18 protein-coding genes and 5 pseudogenes are annotated in these 19702 nt (G+C 41.7%); 5 read left to right on the plus strand and 18 right to left on the minus strand.

All coding sequences use genetic code 11. The features are described from left to right. The first annotated feature begins 203 nt into the window (after positions 1 to 203). Positions 204 to 605: an ATP-binding protein gene (locus HMPREF9624_RS08060; RefSeq protein ID WP_009537339.1), complete on the plus strand. Its 402-nt coding sequence runs from the start codon at positions 204 to 206 to the stop codon at positions 603 to 605. A gap of 285 nt (positions 606 to 890) precedes the next feature. On the opposite strand, the gene HMPREF9624_RS08065 is transcribed toward HMPREF9624_RS08060, so the two are convergent. The 5 genes from HMPREF9624_RS08065 to HMPREF9624_RS08080 form a co-directional block, all read right to left on the minus strand. After that, positions 891 to 2150, minus strand: a complete 1260-nt coding sequence (locus tag HMPREF9624_RS08065; protein ID WP_009537340.1) for a hypothetical protein — start codon at positions 2148 to 2150, stop codon at positions 891 to 893. Positions 2151 to 2871: 721 nt separating this feature from the next. Beyond that, entirely contained in the window at positions 2872 to 3012 is a 141-nt protein-coding gene (locus tag HMPREF9624_RS11865) for a hypothetical protein (RefSeq protein WP_009429329.1), read from the minus strand. Continuing rightward, positions 3009 to 3569 carry a histidine phosphatase family protein gene (locus tag HMPREF9624_RS08070; RefSeq protein ID WP_036595029.1) on the minus strand — a complete coding sequence of 187 codons (561 nt, stop codon included), beginning with the start codon at positions 3567 to 3569 and terminating at the stop codon, positions 3009 to 3011. Before HMPREF9624_RS08070 ends, HMPREF9624_RS11865 begins: the two co-directional genes overlap by 4 nt. Before the next feature lie 92 nt (positions 3570 to 3661). Beyond that, positions 3662 to 4705: a nucleotidyl transferase AbiEii/AbiGii toxin family protein gene (locus tag HMPREF9624_RS08075; protein ID WP_009537341.1), complete on the minus strand. Its 1044-nt coding sequence runs from the start codon at positions 4703 to 4705 to the stop codon at positions 3662 to 3664. Next, entirely contained in the window at positions 4702 to 5442 is a 741-nt protein-coding gene (locus HMPREF9624_RS08080; RefSeq protein ID WP_009428265.1) for a DUF6577 family protein, read from the minus strand. The genes HMPREF9624_RS08075 and HMPREF9624_RS08080 overlap by 4 nt, the downstream gene beginning before the upstream one ends. Before the next feature lie 462 nt (positions 5443 to 5904). On the opposite strand from HMPREF9624_RS08080, the gene HMPREF9624_RS12390 reads away from it, so the two are divergent. Next, positions 5905 to 6084, plus strand: coding sequence for a type I restriction endonuclease (locus tag HMPREF9624_RS12390; protein WP_242822650.1), 180 nt, complete (start codon positions 5905 to 5907; stop codon positions 6082 to 6084). On the opposite strand, the gene HMPREF9624_RS08090 is transcribed toward HMPREF9624_RS12390, so the two are convergent. The 7 genes from HMPREF9624_RS08090 to HMPREF9624_RS08120 form a co-directional block, all read right to left on the minus strand. Further along, positions 6066 to 7268: an iron-containing alcohol dehydrogenase gene (locus HMPREF9624_RS08090; protein ID WP_009537343.1), complete on the minus strand. Its 1203-nt coding sequence runs from the start codon at positions 7266 to 7268 to the stop codon at positions 6066 to 6068. The two genes, HMPREF9624_RS12390 and HMPREF9624_RS08090, sit on opposite strands and share 19 nt — an antisense overlap. A 242-nt stretch (positions 7269 to 7510) precedes the next feature. Then, entirely contained in the window at positions 7511 to 8149 is a 639-nt protein-coding gene (locus HMPREF9624_RS08095; RefSeq protein ID WP_009427991.1) for a GDSL-type esterase/lipase family protein, read from the minus strand. Positions 8150 to 8363: 214 nt separating this feature from the next. After that, a complete protein-coding gene (locus HMPREF9624_RS08100; protein WP_009537344.1) occupies positions 8364 to 9215 on the minus strand; it encodes a PfkB family carbohydrate kinase in 852 nt (283 codons plus the stop codon). A gap of 107 nt (positions 9216 to 9322) precedes the next feature. Then, complete coding sequence (locus HMPREF9624_RS08105) at positions 9323 to 10285, minus strand: SIS domain-containing protein (RefSeq protein ID WP_009429635.1); 963 nt, start codon at positions 10283 to 10285, stop codon at positions 9323 to 9325. 35 nt (positions 10286 to 10320) lie between these two features. Then, entirely contained in the window at positions 10321 to 11736 is a 1416-nt protein-coding gene (locus HMPREF9624_RS08110) for a YfcC family protein (protein ID WP_009537345.1), read from the minus strand. Positions 11737 to 11753: 17 nt separating this feature from the next. Next, the gene (locus HMPREF9624_RS08115) at positions 11754 to 12104 is read right to left on the minus strand and encodes an apurinic/apyrimidinic endonuclease family protein (RefSeq protein WP_009537346.1); all 351 of its coding nucleotides are present in this window, start codon (positions 12102 to 12104) and stop codon (positions 11754 to 11756) included. Between the two features lie 33 nt (positions 12105 to 12137). Continuing rightward, complete coding sequence (locus HMPREF9624_RS08120; RefSeq protein WP_009537347.1) at positions 12138 to 13691, minus strand: amidohydrolase; 1554 nt, start codon at positions 13689 to 13691, stop codon at positions 12138 to 12140. Between the two features lie 291 nt (positions 13692 to 13982). Here HMPREF9624_RS08120 and HMPREF9624_RS08125 point away from each other — a divergent pair, with 291 nt between their 5' ends. After that, a complete protein-coding gene (locus HMPREF9624_RS08125) occupies positions 13983 to 14717 on the plus strand; it encodes a GntR family transcriptional regulator (protein ID WP_009427862.1) in 735 nt (244 codons plus the stop codon). Positions 14718 to 14826: 109 nt separating this feature from the next. Here the strand turns inward: HMPREF9624_RS08125 and HMPREF9624_RS11575 are convergent. Further along, positions 14827 to 14982: pseudogene (locus HMPREF9624_RS11575) on the minus strand (transposase); the annotation flags it as partial. 79 nt (positions 14983 to 15061) lie between these two features. Here HMPREF9624_RS11575 and HMPREF9624_RS11580 point away from each other — a divergent pair. Further along, a pseudogene (locus HMPREF9624_RS11580) lies at positions 15062 to 15316 on the plus strand (tyrosine-type recombinase/integrase); the annotation flags it as partial. Between the two features lie 181 nt (positions 15317 to 15497). Here HMPREF9624_RS11580 and rpsI read toward each other — a convergent pair. Next, positions 15498 to 15890, minus strand: coding sequence for a 30S ribosomal protein S9 (rpsI, locus tag HMPREF9624_RS08130; protein WP_007156834.1), 393 nt, complete (start codon positions 15888 to 15890; stop codon positions 15498 to 15500). A gap of 13 nt (positions 15891 to 15903) precedes the next feature. Further along, a pseudogene (locus tag HMPREF9624_RS08135) lies at positions 15904 to 16095 on the minus strand (uL13 family ribosomal protein); the annotation flags it as partial. A 479-nt stretch (positions 16096 to 16574) separates the two neighbouring features. Between HMPREF9624_RS08135 and glmS the strand changes: the two are divergent. Then, a complete protein-coding gene (glmS, locus tag HMPREF9624_RS08140; protein ID WP_009429817.1) occupies positions 16575 to 18512 on the plus strand; it encodes a glutamine--fructose-6-phosphate transaminase (isomerizing) in 1938 nt (645 codons plus the stop codon). Here glmS and HMPREF9624_RS12395 read toward each other — a convergent pair. From HMPREF9624_RS12395 to HMPREF9624_RS11585, 3 genes and pseudogenes are all read right to left on the minus strand, one after another. Next, positions 18437 to 18700 (minus strand): annotated as a pseudogene (locus tag HMPREF9624_RS12395) (hypothetical protein); the annotation flags it as partial. The gene glmS and the pseudogene HMPREF9624_RS12395 overlap by 76 nt on opposite strands. A gap of 38 nt (positions 18701 to 18738) precedes the next feature. Further along, positions 18739 to 18870 (minus strand): annotated as a pseudogene (locus HMPREF9624_RS11780) (transposase-like zinc-binding domain-containing protein); the annotation flags it as partial. 98 nt (positions 18871 to 18968) lie between these two features. Further along, a complete protein-coding gene (locus tag HMPREF9624_RS11585; RefSeq protein WP_242821549.1) occupies positions 18969 to 19319 on the minus strand; it encodes a helix-turn-helix domain-containing protein in 351 nt (116 codons plus the stop codon). Between the last annotated feature and the right edge of the window lie 383 nt (positions 19320 to 19702).

The following is a 19702-nucleotide window of genomic DNA, read 5'->3' on the forward strand; positions in this document are numbered from 1 at the left end:
GAAATTTTTACTAATAAATTTTATTTATTCCATTCCCAAATAGACATTCTAGACAAAAAAAGACTCCCCATTTTCTTGAGGAGTCCCTTCGCAGGACTAAAGAAGACCGGACGATTATTTTCTCATCAATTCTTTCTTAGTTAAGTGATAAAAAATCATTGCATAGATCAAACAAACAAAAATGAAAAATTCTCATTGATATTATGAATCGGGAATTTGAGCAGAAATATAAATTTGATTTTGAAATTGAAGAAGATGCTTCAAATATTATCCTTAAGGTAAATGAAAGTCTATATCAAAGGGTTATAGAGAATATTATTAATAATTCCATCCATCATAATCCAAATGGTTGTAGTATTAAAATAAAGATCAGCAAATCTATTCACCGTTCACATAAGCTTACCATCGAATTTTCAGATGATGGTATTGGAGTGTCTGCAGAACAATTAAAAAAACTTAACACAGCTGTTTTAAACAACTTAGAAAATGCTCAAGAACACGGAATAGGTCTTAGGATCGTTAAACAAATTGCTCGTTATTATAAGTGGAGCGTTCAATTTAGTACTTCAGAAGCCGGTGGAATGAAGGTTGTTATAGAAGCATAAAAAGTAAGTTTAAGAGAGACAGCTACTTCGCAAGCAAGGCATAGGTGCTACCTATGCGTTTTTCTACCTAAAGAAATGATGGAACATGAAAAAACCTCGGAAACCATTGATTTTCCGAGGTTTTTTGAGTCTTCCAAGTCTCGATTAACGCTTGCTGAACTGTACGAGCGATGAGTAAGATGCCCTTTGGCATCTTACCGCGTAGAAGTCTGCATAATTAATACCCAAAAGAATCCCCTTATCCAGTACCTCCGGCTCACCCTTTTCTACTGTGAAAGGGACTTCCTAATCGTCTTTTACCTCTATCGTAATGACATGGAATGGATGTTCGCCCCCTGCCATAATAGAGATTTCATAGGTTTTACTTTCCTTGAATAGGCTCTTAGGAAGAGTCAGAATCTGCTTTTCCCGATCCAAGGAGTAGCTTGGTTCGTTCTCTTGATAAGACTTCGATAAAACCGGCTGAAAATTGACGGCAGCAAATTCGATGTTATCCATAATGTCCTTAGGCAGATAAAGCTTCACATCCTGATTAAGCTTGGCTTCTCCCACCAGCTTAATAACATTCTTTTCCTCCGGTGTCTCAGGACTTGGCTTCTCTTCAGGCTTTCCGCTTTCTCCGGTGCCGGGCTTCTCTTCTGTATTGCCATTTTCTCCGCTGCCCGGCTTTTCTTCAGACTTTCCCTCCTCTTCCTTTGAAAGATTAGAGGAAGAAGCCGGGGTTTCGGATTTCCCATTGTTCTCGGTATTTCCTTCATTCTCCGCTGTATTTCCGGTATTGCCCGTATTGTCTGTAGTGGTCCCGGTATTATTACCGGCGTTAGCAGCTGTGTTTTCTGAATTTCCGGTGGAGGTGCTTCCGCTTGTGGCGCTACCGGAACCGCTTCCGCTTGTGGATCCGCCGGAAGATCTACCTCCGGAACGACTTACTCCCGCTACCTGCCCTACATTTCCGGAGGGAATACTACGGCTTACACCTGCCACCTGTCGCTCTGATAAAGATGCACTGAGTCCCTTGCCGCTAATATACACCGGTTCCCCACCGGCCTCATTGAGCCAACGGCCATTGGCATCCACATAGTAGCCGTCCTTGGTTCTTCCACCGGTGAACAAAACACCGTAGTCTGCCTGATCCGCCTCTTCAAAATAATAGCAATCGCCATCAATCCATTGCCAACCTGTAAGCACATGCCCAAGGGTAGAGCCATTCTCCGTACTGAGAAAATAGGTCTTTCCCTGTAAATTTAACCAGCCGGTTTCCATGAGTTCCTCCACAGGACTTTGGTAATACCAATCCTTCTCATAGACCAGCCAGCCCTTCTCCGGAGTGCCATACTCTCTAAGAAATTGCCACTTCTCCCCTTGCTTCCGCCAAGTTCCCGGCGTGTTCACTCTATTGGTTTTCGCCAAAGATGTCATGGGGCTAGCCACGGTCAGTAAAACTGTTCCCAGCACAAGTGTTCGTCCAAAACTTCCCATTTTCTTTCCCTCTAGCTTCTTCATCCTACTCTCCTTTCCGAAATACCATTTATTTAACTTTTCCATACTACTCCTATTTCTCCGGCTTGAAAAGAAATTTTTCTTAAATTTCAAGAAATTTTGTATAAATATAAGAATATTGTCGAAGGATACTAAGCATAAGCTGCTCTCAAAAAAAATAGGGTATGTAAAAAATGCCCAAAAGAAAAACCAAAAGAAAAAGTAGCTCAAACCGAGCACTTTTAATCGGCAGCATCTTGACATACATTTGCTTCATCATGACAATCATCTATGATGCATCGGTAAAATTGGAATCAGATAAAACTTTTTGAATGTAACCTTTTTATTTTTTGAAAACATTTTTATTTTGACCTCGGAGCGGGTTCAAGCGATTGTAGTTGCTACTCCCACAGCAGTGAAACATAAAGAAGAAGGCTTTCGGCAGAACATCGAAATCTGCTGAAAGCCTTTGTTTTAAGCACTTTTCTACACTCCCGTGCGGTGGATATTATATCAAGATGCGATTTTACATATCCCTGCGCAATTCTTGATTCCAATTCTCCCACCCCGCCTCGCGGACATATTCATCCCAAAAGAGCAAATAATGGCATTCCGTGACATAGGGGTGCGCACCCTCACGAAGCTCCGACTCCGTGAGTACGGATACTTCAATTCCCTTCGCAGGCCCCTCCTCACTGAGTGCTCGTATCTCCTCTACAAAGTGAATGTGCTCGGCTTAGGTGAGGCACTCCGAAACCACCGCGAGCGCATCCACATCGGAGCGCTCCTAGCGAAAAGCATTCTGTGCCACCGAACCGTGGATATAGATGCTGATGAGCTTAGCTCCCAGAATGCATCTAAGTTTATGTTGAAACAGCTTCAAAAATTCGGTGAGTTTTTCATTCTGTTTCGAAATTTCACTGCTCATGCTTGTCCCTCTCTTGGCGTCGGAAGACACAGTGCGATTCCTTGCCCGTTTTGATAATACGCTCTACGCTGCTTTGTTTTGAACCCCGCTTTTTGAAACTCTTTTACCAAGGTATGCATATAAAATCCATGCGTGACAAGAATGCAGTCTTCACCCGCGGCGCATACTTTTCCGACCAGTTTTCTCGCTCGGCGCTCTGTAAGACGCCTGGACTCTGCTTGCCTCGGATGATTCAAAAACCACTGGATTCTCCCCGTCAGATTCCAAAACCAGAGGGGCAGCCGTAATTCCGTATCAAAACTTGATCTAAGAGGAACCTCATCCAATAGCTCCGTCTGTTTGAGTGCCGCTTTGCCATAGAAGCAAAGCGCGGTGCTTTTGCTTCGCTCTAAGCGACTGATGTAAACCACGCCCTCCGCCGTCTGATCTACAGACAGCTCTGCGGCTTCAATCGGAGCCCTGTCGTACTCTCGACACGCCCGATCAAATTCTTCCGAGCTGTAGAAGCTGCGCCAGTCATATTTTACTTTGCAATGTCTGATGAGAATAACTTTTATATTGCACCTCCTTGCCTTCCGTCACTCTTTTCTCGGAAGCGAACAAGCTTTCGCGCTGCCGCGCCATAGACGCAAATACCGTAGAGCTTCTTTTAAACGCCTTCGAGCATCCTTGTGGCCTCCACAAGATAGCCATAAGCTTCAAGATTTCTTTTCCGGATATACGCGAGGCGCTTATACTGGTCGCCTGCAAGGCGTTCCTTCGCATATCCCGCTGCATCGGCAACCTTTGGATAATCGGTCTGCGTTAAAGCACCGGCGGCAAGGCACATCACTGAGCATGCTTTCTCGGCTGCGATCTCCGGCGTGAATTTATTCCCCAGAATATGATCCGTCAAGGAGCGGACACCCTTCAGATATTCTACATAGTCCTCTTTGTCATATTCGCCCCGGCTGATAATACTGATGCAGGCCCGGATGGTATCCTTCAGAACTTCTTCTTTTCTCAATTCCAATCCGCGGAAAGCCAGCTCTTCTACAACGGCTCTGTCGTAGGTCGCACGGAACTGCTTATGATCCTGCATCCGCTCTGCCAGGGTGGCTACATCAAACATCTGCTTGGCGATCTCCAGTTCCTTGTTCTTTGCTAGCGGAACGCCGGTTGTATGCGGAGCAAAAGCAGTCAGCTTGTCACCCAGAATGCATTCCAGCGTCGGCATGGTTACAACAAGGTCTTCCGGAGCAGTGACAAGCAGATCATTACGGATGGGCTTTGTCACTATCTGATCATACGGAGATTCCATGAAAACAATATCCAGCAATATGTAAAACTCTTTCTGCCGGACAGGGGAATAGTAGATAAATTTGAAATGGCGTTTTTCTATATTGTTCCGCCCCTTACGGATATCCTCTTCCTTTCGCAAAAAGGGAAAGATGGTTCCCGCCTGCTCAATATAACTCTCCACATCTGTCCCCGGATCAACAATGATATCAATGTCTGTGGACAGCCTGATCGGATGATCCAGCAAGAGCATCAGGCTTGTGCCGCCCTTAAAGGTAAACTTCATCCCCACCTTAACGAGTGCCTCAAGAAGGCCAAATGCGTAAAGCACCCTCTCCAGCAGGCCCGGATCCGTCTTATATCTCGCTTGCAATTCACGAATATAGTCAAGGTCATAGACTTTCTTATCAATCATGTCCATTCCTCCGATCTCAGCTCTATATTTGTTTCATCCTCAATAAACTTTCGGATGTCGGATTTAAGATGACGCCTTCCGGCATAGCGGAAGAGTGCCAATTCATTGATCGTATATTTGCCAAAAGCATCTTCATAGATCTGTCGATACTCAGCCCGCTCGATCAGCTGACCTGTCAGCTTCCGGCTGAAAATGTCCACCAGCATCTTTTCAAGGGAAGCCTGTTTCGTTCCCGGCTGTGGTGCCGGGGCTCCTGATACCAGTTTCTGGACGATAATCATATCGTCCGCACGATACCGGTAATACTCCTCCATGCCAGGATTCAGCAGCACCCGAGGATATATTTCCAGCAACATATCAAAGACCGTTGTCTCCAGCCCGTTTTCAACTTCGATAAAGAAAGCATTATGCGCCAGCTGATGGTTTACGAACTCATTCCACTGATAAAGCTCCCAGGTCTGGTATGTGATCAGCGGGTACTCTTGATCAATCATGCCAACCAGCTCATCCATCAGGGCGGATGCTTTGAAATGATAAGGCGCTTTCATGGAAGCTTTTAAATAATGCCCACGTCCAACCTTCATGATCTGCCCGCCATCCTGAAGATCCTGCAGCATACGGTATGCTTTCCGATCCGAATAAACCGTCCCAGATTCTTTGACCATCCCGACAAAATCCTTTGTGGTGAAAGACGGGTTTTCTTTCAGAAAGTTTGTGATTCGATTTTGTTCAATCATCTCCGCCACCTCCTTCAGCACATTGCAGTTTTGTCACTTTTCTCAAAAAATGACGTAACTGTATCTATACTATACAGCATGGCATGTCCAGTTTCAAGTGCAGTTTTGTCACTTTTGAGTTATTGTGACAAAACTGTACAGTGAAGCAGCATTATCTTGCATCCCTATTGGAGCTACAACTCATACACATGGGAGGAGTATCCATTATGGCATCGAATTTGACTCTTAAACAGGTAAAAAATATGCTTGCAAAGGCAGGACTGAGTATTTCAGAGGAAAAACGCACGGGAAATAATCTCGGCACAACGTTGAAATTAACCAACGGCTGTATTGTAAACTGCTGGGATAAGGGAACCGCAAACTGTCAAGGTAAGAACAAAGAGGTGGCTGAGAGCATATTGACTGATGTAAAGCTTGCTAATAATCAGAATCTTAAAGAAGTGTTTGTGGTTTATGGTCACGATGGTAACGCCCGGACACAGCACTTTCTATGTGGTGAACCAATTCACGTTTCTGGAGAACAGAAACAACCGCCGCCCGGACATTATCCTGTTCATCAACGGCCTGCCGCTGGTGTTAATGAAACTGAAAAGCCTCTTCTCTCCTAAAGCCTTCTTATTATACTACCTTGCCGCCATATAGATATTGTACATATCATTATAGTCAAGTGATTTGAAACTTCCCATACTTCTTGATTTATTATAAGAACAGTTTATTGCCAAGTCTTCACAATCTTTTTCGCTTACCTCTCTGTTAAGAAGTTCATGTAAGCTTACAGGCATACCGACAGATTTGAAATATTCTACGGTTCTTTCAATCCCTATATCCGCCGCCTTTTTATCATCAGCTTCGGCCACTCCATATACCTTTCTTGCAAATCCGGCAAATCTTGATATATTCTCATCTTTTACATAGTTTGCCCAAGATGCCCAAATCGCACTGAGGGTTGCACCATGTGTGGAGTCAAAAAGCGATGAAAGAGCCATTCCAAGCTGATGACATGACCAGTCACCGTCTCTTGGAGTATCACCTTTTGATCCAAGACCTGTAAGTCCTACATGTGATACACTTCCGCACCACATAACTTCACTCATAGCTTCATAGTCGGTCGGATTTTTGACAGCCTTCGGTCCAAATTTTATAATATCTCTAAAAAGCCCCTCAGCCAACTCATCAGTCAAATGATTGCCTAAAATATTTGTAAAATATCTCTCAGATGTATGCATAAAGATATCAGCTGCACCTGCACCTATCTGATACTTAGGTAAAGAATATGTAAGCTCGGGATCCATTATCGCAAACCTGCATCTGTTAAAGTCTGTGTTAATTCCTTTCTTTATACAGCTTCCGGTTACATCATCTGTAAGAACTGCTGAGTCGCTTGTTTCAGATCCTGCCGCAGCAATAGTCAAAATCGAACCTGTCGGAAGAGATCTTTCCACCTTCTTTCTTTGAAAGAAAAACTCTTCTATATCCGTATCAGGATTTGCCACACCTATTGCAACAAACTTCGCGGTATCTATTACACTTCCGCCGCCTACCGCAAGTACAAACTCAGCACCGAACTTGACGGACTCCTTTGTCATCTCCTTTGCCTTACTTAAAAGTGGATTCGGCACCACTCCTCCAAGTAAGAGTACATCTATACCCTCAGACTTTAAATTCTCTTCCACCAAATCAAGCAGACCGCTTTTCTTTGCACTGCTTCCACCGAAAATAACGGCAACCTTCTTTACTCCGAACTCTTTGATTAAACTTCCAATATCATTCCTTGTTCCTGCACCGAAAACAATCCTTGTAGGCGAATAATAATTAAACTTTTGCATATACTACCTCACTTTTTATTTATTTTATCAAATGTCACCTTTGAATGGCACCATAAACTTGACCATATTCCAAGGCCACAGGCTCCGCCCCAAGCATCCTCACCATATCATTGTGCGGCGGGATAATCCTTCGGATGTTTCTCGGCATAGGTAAAGACATACTCTGCAGACATGTTCTTTCTTACACATGATGTATTGAGTATAACCAAACATACCACAACAATAAGTAAAATATATTGAACCTACCTGTGTCTTTCGTTATTCCTAATTATAAACGCTACTGCTTCCGCAAGTTTTCTATGTCCCGCTTCCGTAAAATGGATTCCGTCACACCCAATACACTCTGCCCCAAGCACCTCTCGTGCGCTCAGAAATTCTGCATGATGAAGTGCGGCAATACTCCTATATTCTTCTGTCAGCCCGCCTGCCTTTTGTGCAGACTCTGCTGCAAATTCTATCCAGTCTTTTTTAGGATATAAATTTGCTGGTGCGATAACTATTTTTTCAGGAGTTTGACATTTCCGTCTGCATGTTTCCTCTATCTTCAGCAGTACTTCATCCAATCCATATCCAATCTCTACTGTATTCACTCCATAGCGTGTCTTTGTATCATTTGTTCCTAACATAACAATGATATAATCCAAAGGAAATTGTGAAATCAGACATGGATACAGATAATCCAGGGCAGATGTTCCAGGTTCAATTTTATCTGTAAATGCAGTTGTCCTTCCATTCATTCCTTCTTCAATCACTTCATAGTTTTCCCCAAGTATCTGTGCAAGCTTTCCCGCCCAGCGCACATTTTTTTCATATCGTTCCCCACTTCCTGGTATATATCCCCAGGTATTTGAATCTCCAATACAAAGTATTCTTTTTCCCATTCCGATCATTCCTTCTTCGATAACCCAAATATTTTAATATCATTCTTTCTATCATGCATTTCATCACCACCGGTAAACACACAGTCTTCCCATTCTTAAACTCTATGTATCTGCATGGTTCGGATAAAGATTAAAAAACTGCGAAACTCACGTCTGAATCAATCATTTATAACGCTTTGTGTTCCGCAGTTTCTTTTTCATATCTCTTTATTGTTTATTCATATTTTTTGCCATATCCAAAAGCACCATTCATTCCACATACTTTGGAAGCAAATTCAGCTGCTGCTGCCAGACTTTCTCTGATGGCAGTTTCTCCCATAATTCCCTTTTTCAGGTAATCTGTATAAGCAACCATAAACGATGTGATCAGAGAATCTCCTGCACCCATGGTGTCAACAACTTCCTTGATCGGTACCGCTTTCTGCACATAGTATTCCTGTCCATCATATAAAATACAGCCATCTGCACCTCTGGATGCAACAGCAAGCTTTGGTCCATAGGAAACAATCTTTTTCAAATGTTCTCTGGCTTCTTCATCTGTTCCGTCAAAAGAGCAGAATGCATAATCAACCGTAGGTGCTACTTCTGCATAATAGTAATCCTCTGAGTCATCTGAAAAATCAAATGAAATCGGCACGCCCGCTTCATGGATTTTTGGAAGTTCTTTCTCCATGAAACAATAATTTCCAGAATGTACAAAATCAAACTGTCTGATATACTCAAGATCAAATCGATCTAATACATATGGTGTTTTTCCGCGGATACCACCTTCATTAGATCCTAAGAACACTCTGTCTCCATCCACTAAAGTTGCACGCGCACAACCATTTTCTCCTTCTAACTGTTTGCACTTTACTGTCTCAATCTCAATATCATCTAACGCATACATAACATGTTCTGCTTCAGCATCATTGCCAAAGTATCCCATATATGCACTTCTTTTTGCACCAAACATTTTAGCATATACCGCAAAGTTTACACAGTTTCCACCAGGATACATTGTTTTAATATGCTCATATTTATCTACAACATTATCACCAAAACCTAATACACTTACATCATACATTTTCTCATTCTCCTTTTTGCCTACCCATAAATTTCAGGTCATTGCGAAATTCCCATTTTCCGATCTCTTATTGCATTTTAGAATTCCGCAATGATCTATCTCTGTGATTAATATTCAACAACACCCATGTATCTTCTCATGTCTGTCGGATGACATCTCTTATCCTGAAGAGCGTTTCTGTATGCAACACTCATTGCATAAAAGACCATTGCATTAAAGTACTCTACGCAGCTGTCGTCAATTGCGTCAAGTCCAAGGTCATTTGCATCGATCACTTCATATTTCTTTGCATATTTGTTCAGGAATACTTCTGCTCTTTCGTCCATAACGCGGTTTCTTCCGCGGCTCTTTAATAAAATATAGAGATGATCTTCATCTGTTACTTCAAATGGTCCATGGAAGTATTCTGCTGAATTTAAGTAGCAGCAATCGATCCACTGCATCTCCTGAAGTGAGCAGATAGCAAATCCATATACAGCTGCATAAGCAGCTCCGGAACCCATGATATATAAGAACGGTTCTTTTGCATATTTTTCAGCAAAAAGCCATGTTCTGTTTTTTACGCTCTTGACAGCAGCTCTTACGATACCATCTGCTTTTTCAAGTCCGTCTGCCACTGCATCGTATAATTTATAGTCTGGCTCCTGAGCTTTCATTAACTCATTCAAAATGTTTAATACAATACCCTGTGGTTTATCCTTTTCATTTGTATCATCTTCCCAGGAATATACAATTGGATTTAATGAACTGTCATCACAGGCTGATCCAGGTGTATGTGTCATTGCTACAACTGCTGCGCCAAGATCTTTTGCTAAATGTGCTGCTTCTACGGTCTCTTTTGTATTTCCACCATGAGAGCAGATAAATACAAGACTTGTTTTTCCAAGGTGTGCCGGAGGTGTTACAACAAATTCTTTACTTGTGATCCAGTCAGCATGCATTGTCCTGGATTCGGTACGTACGAAATAATATCCTGGATAAAGATCTACTAAAGATCCTCCGCATGCCACAAAATATACATCTTCGATTTTTTCTCTCCCGTTTAAAATTTGGGTTACTAATTCTTTCATTGTCTTATTCTCCTTCTATTATAAAAGTTTTATGTTTAAAGCATTGCTGAAATCGTACAGAATACCAATGCCATTGCTGTTACTAAAATAAAGAACTTCCAAATTGTCTTCCACCACTGACCAAAGCTAATCTTACATACAGCAAGTCCTGCAACGGTCATACCTGCTGTCGGGCTTAACATATTGGTCAACTGATTTGCAAATTGAAGTACTGTTACACTTGCTTCCGGATTCACACCCTGTAAATCACATAATGGAGCCATAATTGGCATTGTCAGAGATGCCAGTGCAGAAGATGACGGAACAAGAAGTGTCAACAATGACTGAACCAGATACATTACTGCAACAAATGCTACACTTCCTACACCTGCAAGTGCTCTTGATAAATAATTCAGGATCGTATCAATGATCATTCCGCTTTCTGCAACAACCAGAATGCCTCGGCATACACCAATTACAACTGCTGCAAACGCAAGATCTTTTACACCGATCACGAACTGTTCTGCAATCTCTTTCTCAGAAAGTCCGCCAACAATACCCATTAAAATACCCATTAAAAGGAATACACCAGAAATCTCATCCATATACCATCCATGTGAAAGAATACCATACACGATAATTCCCATTCCTACTGCAAATACAAGTAATACCAATTTATCTCTTAAAGTAAATCCTGTATCCTTTTCATCCATCATAAATTCCTGTTTTTTCAGAAGGTCATCCTGATAAGTGATGGATCCTGTTGGATTTTTCTTTACTTTCATTGCATATCGCATAACATAAACGATGGTAACAGTCATCATAATTGCCCACCAGATATATCTATATACAAGCTGTGGGTTACCATGGATTCCGGCAACGCCCTGTGCGATCAGAACGTTGAACGGGTTCGTTGTAGATGCTGCATAACCAATCTGTGGTCCTAAGAATACGATCATGAAGGTCGTCATGGAGTCATATCCCATTGCGAAGAAAATAGGGATCAGCATAACATAGAATGGAATAACCTCCTCCGACATACCAAATGTCGTTCCACCAATTCCTAACAGAATCATCAGAATCGGTATCAGTAAAACTTCTTTTCCTTTTAACTTTAAAATAACCTTCCGAATTCCGCGATTCATTGCATTTGTCTTTGTTAAAATCTGGAAGGTACCGCCGATCAGCAAAACGAATGCAACAACATCTGCAGCTGCCTGAATGCCTCTTGTAGGTGCCATTAAAATCTCATGCAGCCCCTGTCTCAAATCTCCGGATTCACTCACTTTATCTACCATATGATAGGTTCCAGCCACAGCAACTTCACGTTCACCTGCTGCAGTATCAACTAATTGTCTGTCAAACTGTCCACTTGGCAAAATCCATGTCAAGATTGCAAATACTATAATCAATATAAATGCCAGCGTATATACATGCGGCAATTGAAGTTTAAATTTTTTCTTATTTTCCATTTTCAAATCCCCCGTAATCAGCCTATTAAGTAAGGCTTATAAGCTTCCATATTCCGTTTGTCATGTGATGCCGGATCTTCAAAATAAGCAAAATCTGTAATTTCCTGACCGAAGTATCCTTTGTATCCTCGTCTGACAACCGTATCAATCCATTCTCCAAGTGGATGATTGCCATCTCCCCAGATCAGATGTCCGTATGGATTTCCATCTATGAAATGCATATGAATAATCTCATCGCCAAATGTATCAAACCATTCGTCAATCGTCTTCACACCCAGCTTCTGCTGTGTATCCAGAAAATACGGGAGTGAATAATATAAATAATGAATGTTCATTCCTGCAATTCTGTCTGTGTTAATCTGTGCCATGTTTCTTCCCCTTTCTATCATCATAATTTTTTATTATTCTTTTATATATACCGGTTTTCCATTTACCATTGTCATAGAAACTTTTACATCTCTCATCTCGCTCATCGGTACTTCAAAGACATTCCGATCAAGAACTGCTATATCCGCCAGTTTTCCTGCTTCTAACGTTCCTAGCTTATCTTCCATTCCTATGTTATAAGCTCCACCATACGTCCATGCCTTTAACATTTCAGCGATTGTAATCGTGTTCTGTACATTGTACTGTTCTTTTCCATCTGGGAAATATCCACCACAACCATGGAAAATTGCTTCCGGAATGTCTGTGATCATCAGTGGCAAGTCCGTTGCTCCTGATAATGTCATTCCTCCGTCAAGCATACCTCTTCGATTCCAGAAATACTTACCTCTCTCTGTTCCGATCGTCTCTTCAATCGATTTTTTCACGTCATCCGCTGGATCCAATGACATAATCTGGAAATAGATTTCTCCAGTCACACCAATTTCACCCATCTTTTTCAAATCCGCCGGATTAGAAAATTCCATATCTGTCACTGCATGACGGTTCACAAGCTTTCCATCTTTCTTCTGACATTTATCAAAAATACCCACCACTTTATGTACTGCTCCATCTCCCTGTGCATGCAGGGAATAACGGAATCCATTTTCATCAGCAATCTGCACTTCTTTTTCAATCATCGGATAATCAACCTGAATACTGCAATGCATATTCGTTCCTTCATAAGGTTCTAACAGATCACCCTTTGTACTTGCCACAGTTCCGTCTGTCATTCGGTTATATCCGGAGAACCGGATGAAATCACCCTGGAACTTCTCTCTCATTCTTTTTCCATGTTCAATGTTGATTCCTTCACCAACCGGCTGCGACATAAAAAATGTTCGAAGTGACAATTCCTTCTTTTCTTCTTTTTCTTTCAGAAATGAGTCAAATCCATAAAAATCATCAAATCCCATTTCTTTTACCGTTGTAACTCCACGGCTGTTCATCAATTTCATATAATCTTTAAATTCCGGTTCTATGAAATCCCGATCATTTAAATACTCCGGCATAATCTTGTGGTAGGCTTCCGGATAACATTCTTTCGGGTTAAATCCATATGTCTCTTCCGCTTTCTGATTCATCATGCATGTGCTTCGATCTGCTGCAAATACGATAACTGACCGATTTGGATATGCTTCATTCAACTTTTCCTCCAAACCTTCTGTCTCAAATCCATCCGGATTCCATCCATGTCCAAATACAGTTGCAGATTCTTTCTCTTTTTCAACCTCTTCTTTTATCTTCTGTAAAAAATCTTCCTGTGATGTTATGCCAGACATATCAATTCCAATATGGAAAATTGCATAACCTGTAAAAAAAGTATGTACATCAATAAATCCCGGTGTCACCAACTGATTTCCTAATTCCAAAATCTTTGTCTGTTCGTCAATCCAATCACTTCCATCATCTGTTCCAACCGCCAGAATATTCTGTCCACTTACTGCAACATATCCTGCAAATGGGTTCTCAACAGTAGATGTAAAAACATGATCTGATTTCAACAGATAATCTGCTTTTTGCTTTCCCATGTTCTCCCTCCATTTTTATTGCTTCATTTGATGATTGTGTTATATCATATTATAACGTTATATACGAACGTTATATAACGTTATATGTTCATGTTCTATGTTTTTACCAAACTTAATCTTTTTTTTTGTATTATTTGCACAATATCTTTGCCAGCCATATGATTTATCTTTTACTTTTTTCGTTACGAAATGGATGGATTTTGTTGTTATTTAAGTCTGTTTCCGTTATAATATATTTGTGAATCGTATATCTATAACTAATAAACGTTGTATATATAAAGGAGAATTATAATGAATCTTGATATGAATGCAGAAACTCCATTATATATGCAGCTAAAAGAAGCGATCAATGCTGCAATCAAAGATGGCACTTATCCGGCCAACGAAAAAATACCTACTGAAATAGAATTAAGCGAACATTACAAAGTCAGCCGCATCACCGTAAGACGTGCTGTTGAAGAATTATGTCAGGAAAATTATCTTGTAAAATGTCAGGGAAAAGGAACTTTTGTAAAATCCCGCAAAATCCAACGCAAAATGGAACATCTTCTTGGCTTTGCCGATGCATGCAAAGCCAATGAATGCATTCCATCTCGCCTTGTGATCAAACGCTCTGTAACTAAGTTATCTGATGAAGATGCCAAAACTATGAATGTTCCAGCTGGCGCAAAGGCAGTCTTGATTGAACGTGTTGATCTTGCCGATGGCATCCCAATGATTTATGAAAGCAATTTGTTTCCTTATCCTAAATATAAATTTCTTTTAGAGGAATCATTAGATGGTTCCCTTTATCAGCTTCTAAAAGATTCCTACCATATTCAGGTTAAGGGCTCCCGTAATTCGTACCTTGAACTGACACGTGCTTCTGGTTCGCTTGCCAAACATTTACGCGTCACCAATGGAGAACCTTTATTCTATTTATACTCCGAGATTTTTGATACAGACTATAATCTTGTTCATATTTGCCATGACTATATCCGCGGAGAACAATATCGATTTTATATGGACGATTATACAAGACCTTAACTTTAATAACCGTTCGCTCTGTAAATATTCTATGTCACAAATAGTCATGACCACCCGCTCAGTGGGTGGCATGCTCTCCCCCTATAAAGGGATATTACCTGCTTGCGCCTGGAAGGCGCACTAGCATATGAGTATGATCCGGGCAACATTCTACTTCAATAATCTCTATTCCTTTTCTTCTGCATAGCAAACCCAGAATTTCTCCTACATCTGCTCGAATTTGTTTATAAATTACTTGTCTCCTGTATTTTGGTGCAAATACAATGTATTTTGGTGCAAATACAGATTGTGAATATCTTCTTCATACAGAGGATGGCAAATGATTTCTTTATCGCAATTACTATGACAGCTATTGGACTCCTCTAGTGGAACAGATTGGAATTGATCGTACACCACATTGTTCTCGACATACCTGTATTTCCATGTTATCGGAAGCTGGTGTTCAGGATACAACAATCAAGAAAATTGTGGGGCACTCCGGTGCTATGACATTAACAGAAAAAGTTTATACTCACTTAGATATGCAGGTTCTTGTAGACGCAATCAACAAAACCTTAGAAAATAAGGACAGCGTAACTGCCGATACAAAATCCGCATAATAAAAAGGACACTCTCCAGTGTCTATCACTGAAAAGTGTCCTATATTTTTTAGATATTTTTGTTGCAAACGTGTTGCAAATGCGCTGCGAACTGAATAAATTCCACCTCTTTTCACCACATCTGACAACTCCACAAACCCCTGTAAAACAAGGATTTGAACGTAACTCCAAGTTCCGAAGATTATCTCTTGGAGAACTGTGGAGCACGACGAGCTGCCTTTAAGCCGTACTTCTTTCTCTCCTTCATGCGAGAGTCTCTGGTTAAGAAACCGGACTTCTTTAAGATAGGACGGAAATCGCTATCCATCTCGCAAAGTGCTCTTGCGATACCGTGACGAATTGCACCGGCCTGACCTGTGGTTCCGCCACCCTTAACATTTACAAGAACATCTAACTTTCCTTCGTTCTGTGTTGCCACCAAGGGCTGACGAACGATGGTCTTTAATGTCTCTAATCCGAAATACTCGTCGATAGAACGCTTATTTACGGTTACCTTACCTGTTCCCGGCATGATATATACTCTTGCTACAGAGCTTTTTCTTCTGCCTGTGCCGTAATTTCTGTTTGTAGCCATTTTTTATCCTCCCTTAGATTGATAGTGCAACTGGCTGCTGAGCCTGGTGCTTGTGCTCCGGGCCTGCATACACGAAAAGTTTCTTGTACATCTGTCTACCTAAAGGACCCTTGGGAAGCATTCCCTTAACGGCAAGTTCAATAACCTGCTCCGGCTTGTTTGCTCTCATATCTCTCAAAGAAGTTTCCTTCATGGAACCAACATAGCATTTGCCCTGCTTCTGTTCCGCTGTAATAACAGCCCTATCACTTTATAGAATTTCCCTTGTAATATCAAGACTTTTCTACATTTTTCTTCCTACATATCCAAGGAATTGCTTCATCTTTTTTTCTGCTTTTCCGCAATTTCAGAGAAGCTTTTCCGAGGGCACAGATTCCTACTCTTCTTTACAACAATTTTAGAAATACTTCCCAAAAAAGAATTTTTTTTAATTTTTTTGAAAAAGCATTCCTAATCTCTTTTTCACCGTGCTATCATAGCACAAATTTTTCTTTACTAAGGAAAAAAGAAAAATTAGCGCCAGGGCTTCGGAGATATTCCAAGCTGACGAGGTAAACAGTAATCGAAAGATTCGGCGGATGCTGTTTCGGAGTAGTGCATCGTAAGGGAAAGAAAAAAAGCGAAATCAAAATCGTAACAAAAGCTTTCTCCGCACCTTAAACAATTTAATAGGAGGAAAATACAATGTGCGGTATTGTTGGTTTTGTTGGACAGGGGAATCCCAAAGAGATTCTTCTGGCCGGTCTTTCCCGTCTGGAATACAGAGGTTATGATTCTGCAGGAATCGCCCTGTACGCTCATCCTTTCACAGTGGTGAAGGCTGTAGGAAAATTAGAAGAATTAAAGAAAAAAGTGGAGGCTTCTAAGGAATTTGAGCTTCCCTACTCTATGGGGATAGGACATACCCGTTGGGCGACTCACGGAAAGGCCAGTGAAAAAAATGCCCATCCCCACCTGTCCATGCATAAGGAAGTGGTGCTGGTGCATAACGGCATTATTGAAAACTTTGCAGAAATTAAAAATTTCTTACAGGAAAAGGGTTACAGCTTCTACTCCGATACGGATACGGAGGTTGCGGTAAACCTGATGGAATATTATTACCGGAAAGAAAAGGATATTTTAAAAGCACTCTTCTCTGTACAAAAGGAGCTGAAGGGCTCTTTTGCCTTTGCCATCATGTTTTTGGAGGATGCAAATACCCTTTATGCTATGCGAAAGGATAGCCCTTTGATTGTGGGAAAAGGGAAAAATGCCTTCTATCTGGCTTCCGATGTTTCCGCCTTTTTAGACTATACTAAGAAAATCTATCCTGTGGAAAATCGGGAGATTCTCAGCCTTTCCGAGAAGGAAATCCATATTTATAACCAAAACGGTGAGGAAGTAAAGCGCTCTTCCACTATTGCGGAGCTGAGTCAAAGCCAGATTCATAAGGGAGACTACCTGCATTTTATGGAAAAGGAAATCTTTGAGCAGCCCAAGGTGGTGAAGGATACTCTGCTTTATGCCTGCAAGCAGGAAAATGGGAAACAGCTTGAAAATGGGAAGCCTGAAGAATACGCTACTCCCGGGGCGAAGCAATTTTCTTCTGCCAGGAAAGATCCGGAGAATGCGGAAAATCCGGACTTTTCCTATGAAGCTTTTTCTATGGCGGAAAAGGATTTTCAGGATATTTCCAGAGTTCGGGTGATTGCCTGCGGTTCCGCCTACCACGCGGGTTGGGTTTTGAAATCCGTTTGCGAAAGCCTGGCTAGAGTTCCGGTACAGGTGGAGCTGGCCAGTGAATTCCGCTATAATCATCCCATTTTGGAAAATGGAGAACTGGTCCTCAGCATCAGCCAGTCCGGAGAAACTGCGGACACCTTGGCTGCCGTAAAGGAAGCCAAGAAATTAGGGGCAAAAACCCTATCCATCGTAAATGTGAAGGGCTCTGCCATTGCCAAAGAATCCGACTTTGTCTTCTACACCCAGGCGGGTCCGGAGATTGCGGTAGCCACCACCAAGGCCTACAGCTGTCAGCTTGTGGCAGGCTACATTTTCTCCCTGCTTTTGGCTAAGGCAAAGGGAAAAATCAGCAGGGAAGAAGCTTCTAACTTAACAGAAGAGCTTTTCCTCCTTCCGGGAAAGGTTCAGCAATGCCTGTCTATGGATCAGGAAATCCTTCCTATGGCAAAGGAACTAAAGGATGCGGACAACATTTTCTTCCTGGGAAGAGGGCTGGACTGGGCCATCTCTATGGAAGGCGCTTTGAAGCTGAAGGAAATCAGCTATATTCACTGTGAAAGCTATAGTAGTGGAGAATTAAAGCACGGCACCATCAGTTTAATCGAAAAGGACAGTCCGGTCATCGGTCTTCTTTCGCAGGAGGAGCTTGCCGGAAAGAGCATTTCCAATATTCACGAAGTACGAAGCCGTGGAGCCAAATGCTTTGCGATTAAGACGGAAGATATTGCTATTGAAGAAGAGGACTTTGCCGGAAGCCTTAGCGTAGCTAAGACCCATCCCCTCTTTGCCGGAAGCCTTTTGGTGCTTCCTCTCCAGTTCCTCGCCTACCGAGTCAGCCTCCTAAAGGGCTTCGATCCGGATAAGCCCAGGAACTTGGCGAAATCCGTTACCGTGGAATAAAAAAGGAACTGTAATACAATAGCATCGTCCCAGATAGAGAGGCTTTTTTCTAACTTTTGTTTCTCATTCATTTTTTATAGAGTGCTGCAATACTTTTATCGGTAGGCATTACATTTCATATTTCAGACGAAGAAAGCGGCTCTGGAGAGTGCGTATAGCATCCAGAAGGCCGCTTTTAAAATTCTTTCATGTGTTGGTCTTTTATTTCCATGCTCATCTACCTTCATTTCGAGTTATTATCAATCTTGTGTGTAAAAGAGGATTTACAGATCTTACAAAGCCAGCGTTGGGAGCCGACATTTGTTTTTTCTGACTTAACGCATTTCTTTCCACAAATAGGACAATTTATTTGATTCATTTAATCTTCCTCCAAGAAGTATATTTCTAAGGAAGATTAAACCCTCATAACCCTATGATTTACATGGCTCTACAGAGCTTTTATCAACACGTTTTGTTCTATAACTCCATAATTCCTTGTCTTCGAAGAATACGATAAAGCCCTGCTATAGAGCGTTTATAGCCTCTTTGCATGAGTTTTACCCAGAAGACAACAAGTCCTATATATGGATTTCTTCGGCGCAGATCAGCAATTAGCCTTAGCGCTTCTAAAGTGTGCTGGTTAGAATGATGATGTGGGCGACGAGATTGATTTCGTAATGAATCAATAGAGCCATTATATCGGTTACGCCAGCAATAAATATATTGTCGATTAACACGATACTTTATTGCAGCCTTTGATACCCCGTGTTTTTCAGAATAATGAATGAGTGATAGTCTAAAGCGCATATCTTGTGTTATAGTAGCCACAGCGGAAGCCCTCCTTCATCGTAACGCTTCGCCCGCACTTCTCCCAGAATAATCGAGTAGGGGGAATTTAATCCCCCTCTCACACCACCAGTACGTGCCGTTCGGCATACGGCGGTTCAACATAACTTCAAGGCATGACGCTTATTATAATATTCGAGACAACTTATTAGTCCTGCTTTCGCAAGCACTTCCTCAGAGATTGCTCTTACAACACACGTCTTCGTGACAACCCATTGGTAGCGGTCACCACAGTATGAGGTTAGCCTCGCAAGGTCCTTGCCTATTCCCAGTTTCTGCAAGCCCCACTGTCGCTTCTTTGGTACTTTCCACCGCTTCCAAATAATAACCCGAAGCCTTGTCCGTAAATGTGCGTCAATCGCTGT

This window comes from Oribacterium asaccharolyticum ACB7 (assembly GCF_000238075.1).
GTDB classification, from domain to species: domain Bacteria; phylum Bacillota; class Clostridia; order Lachnospirales; family Lachnospiraceae; genus Oribacterium; species Oribacterium asaccharolyticum.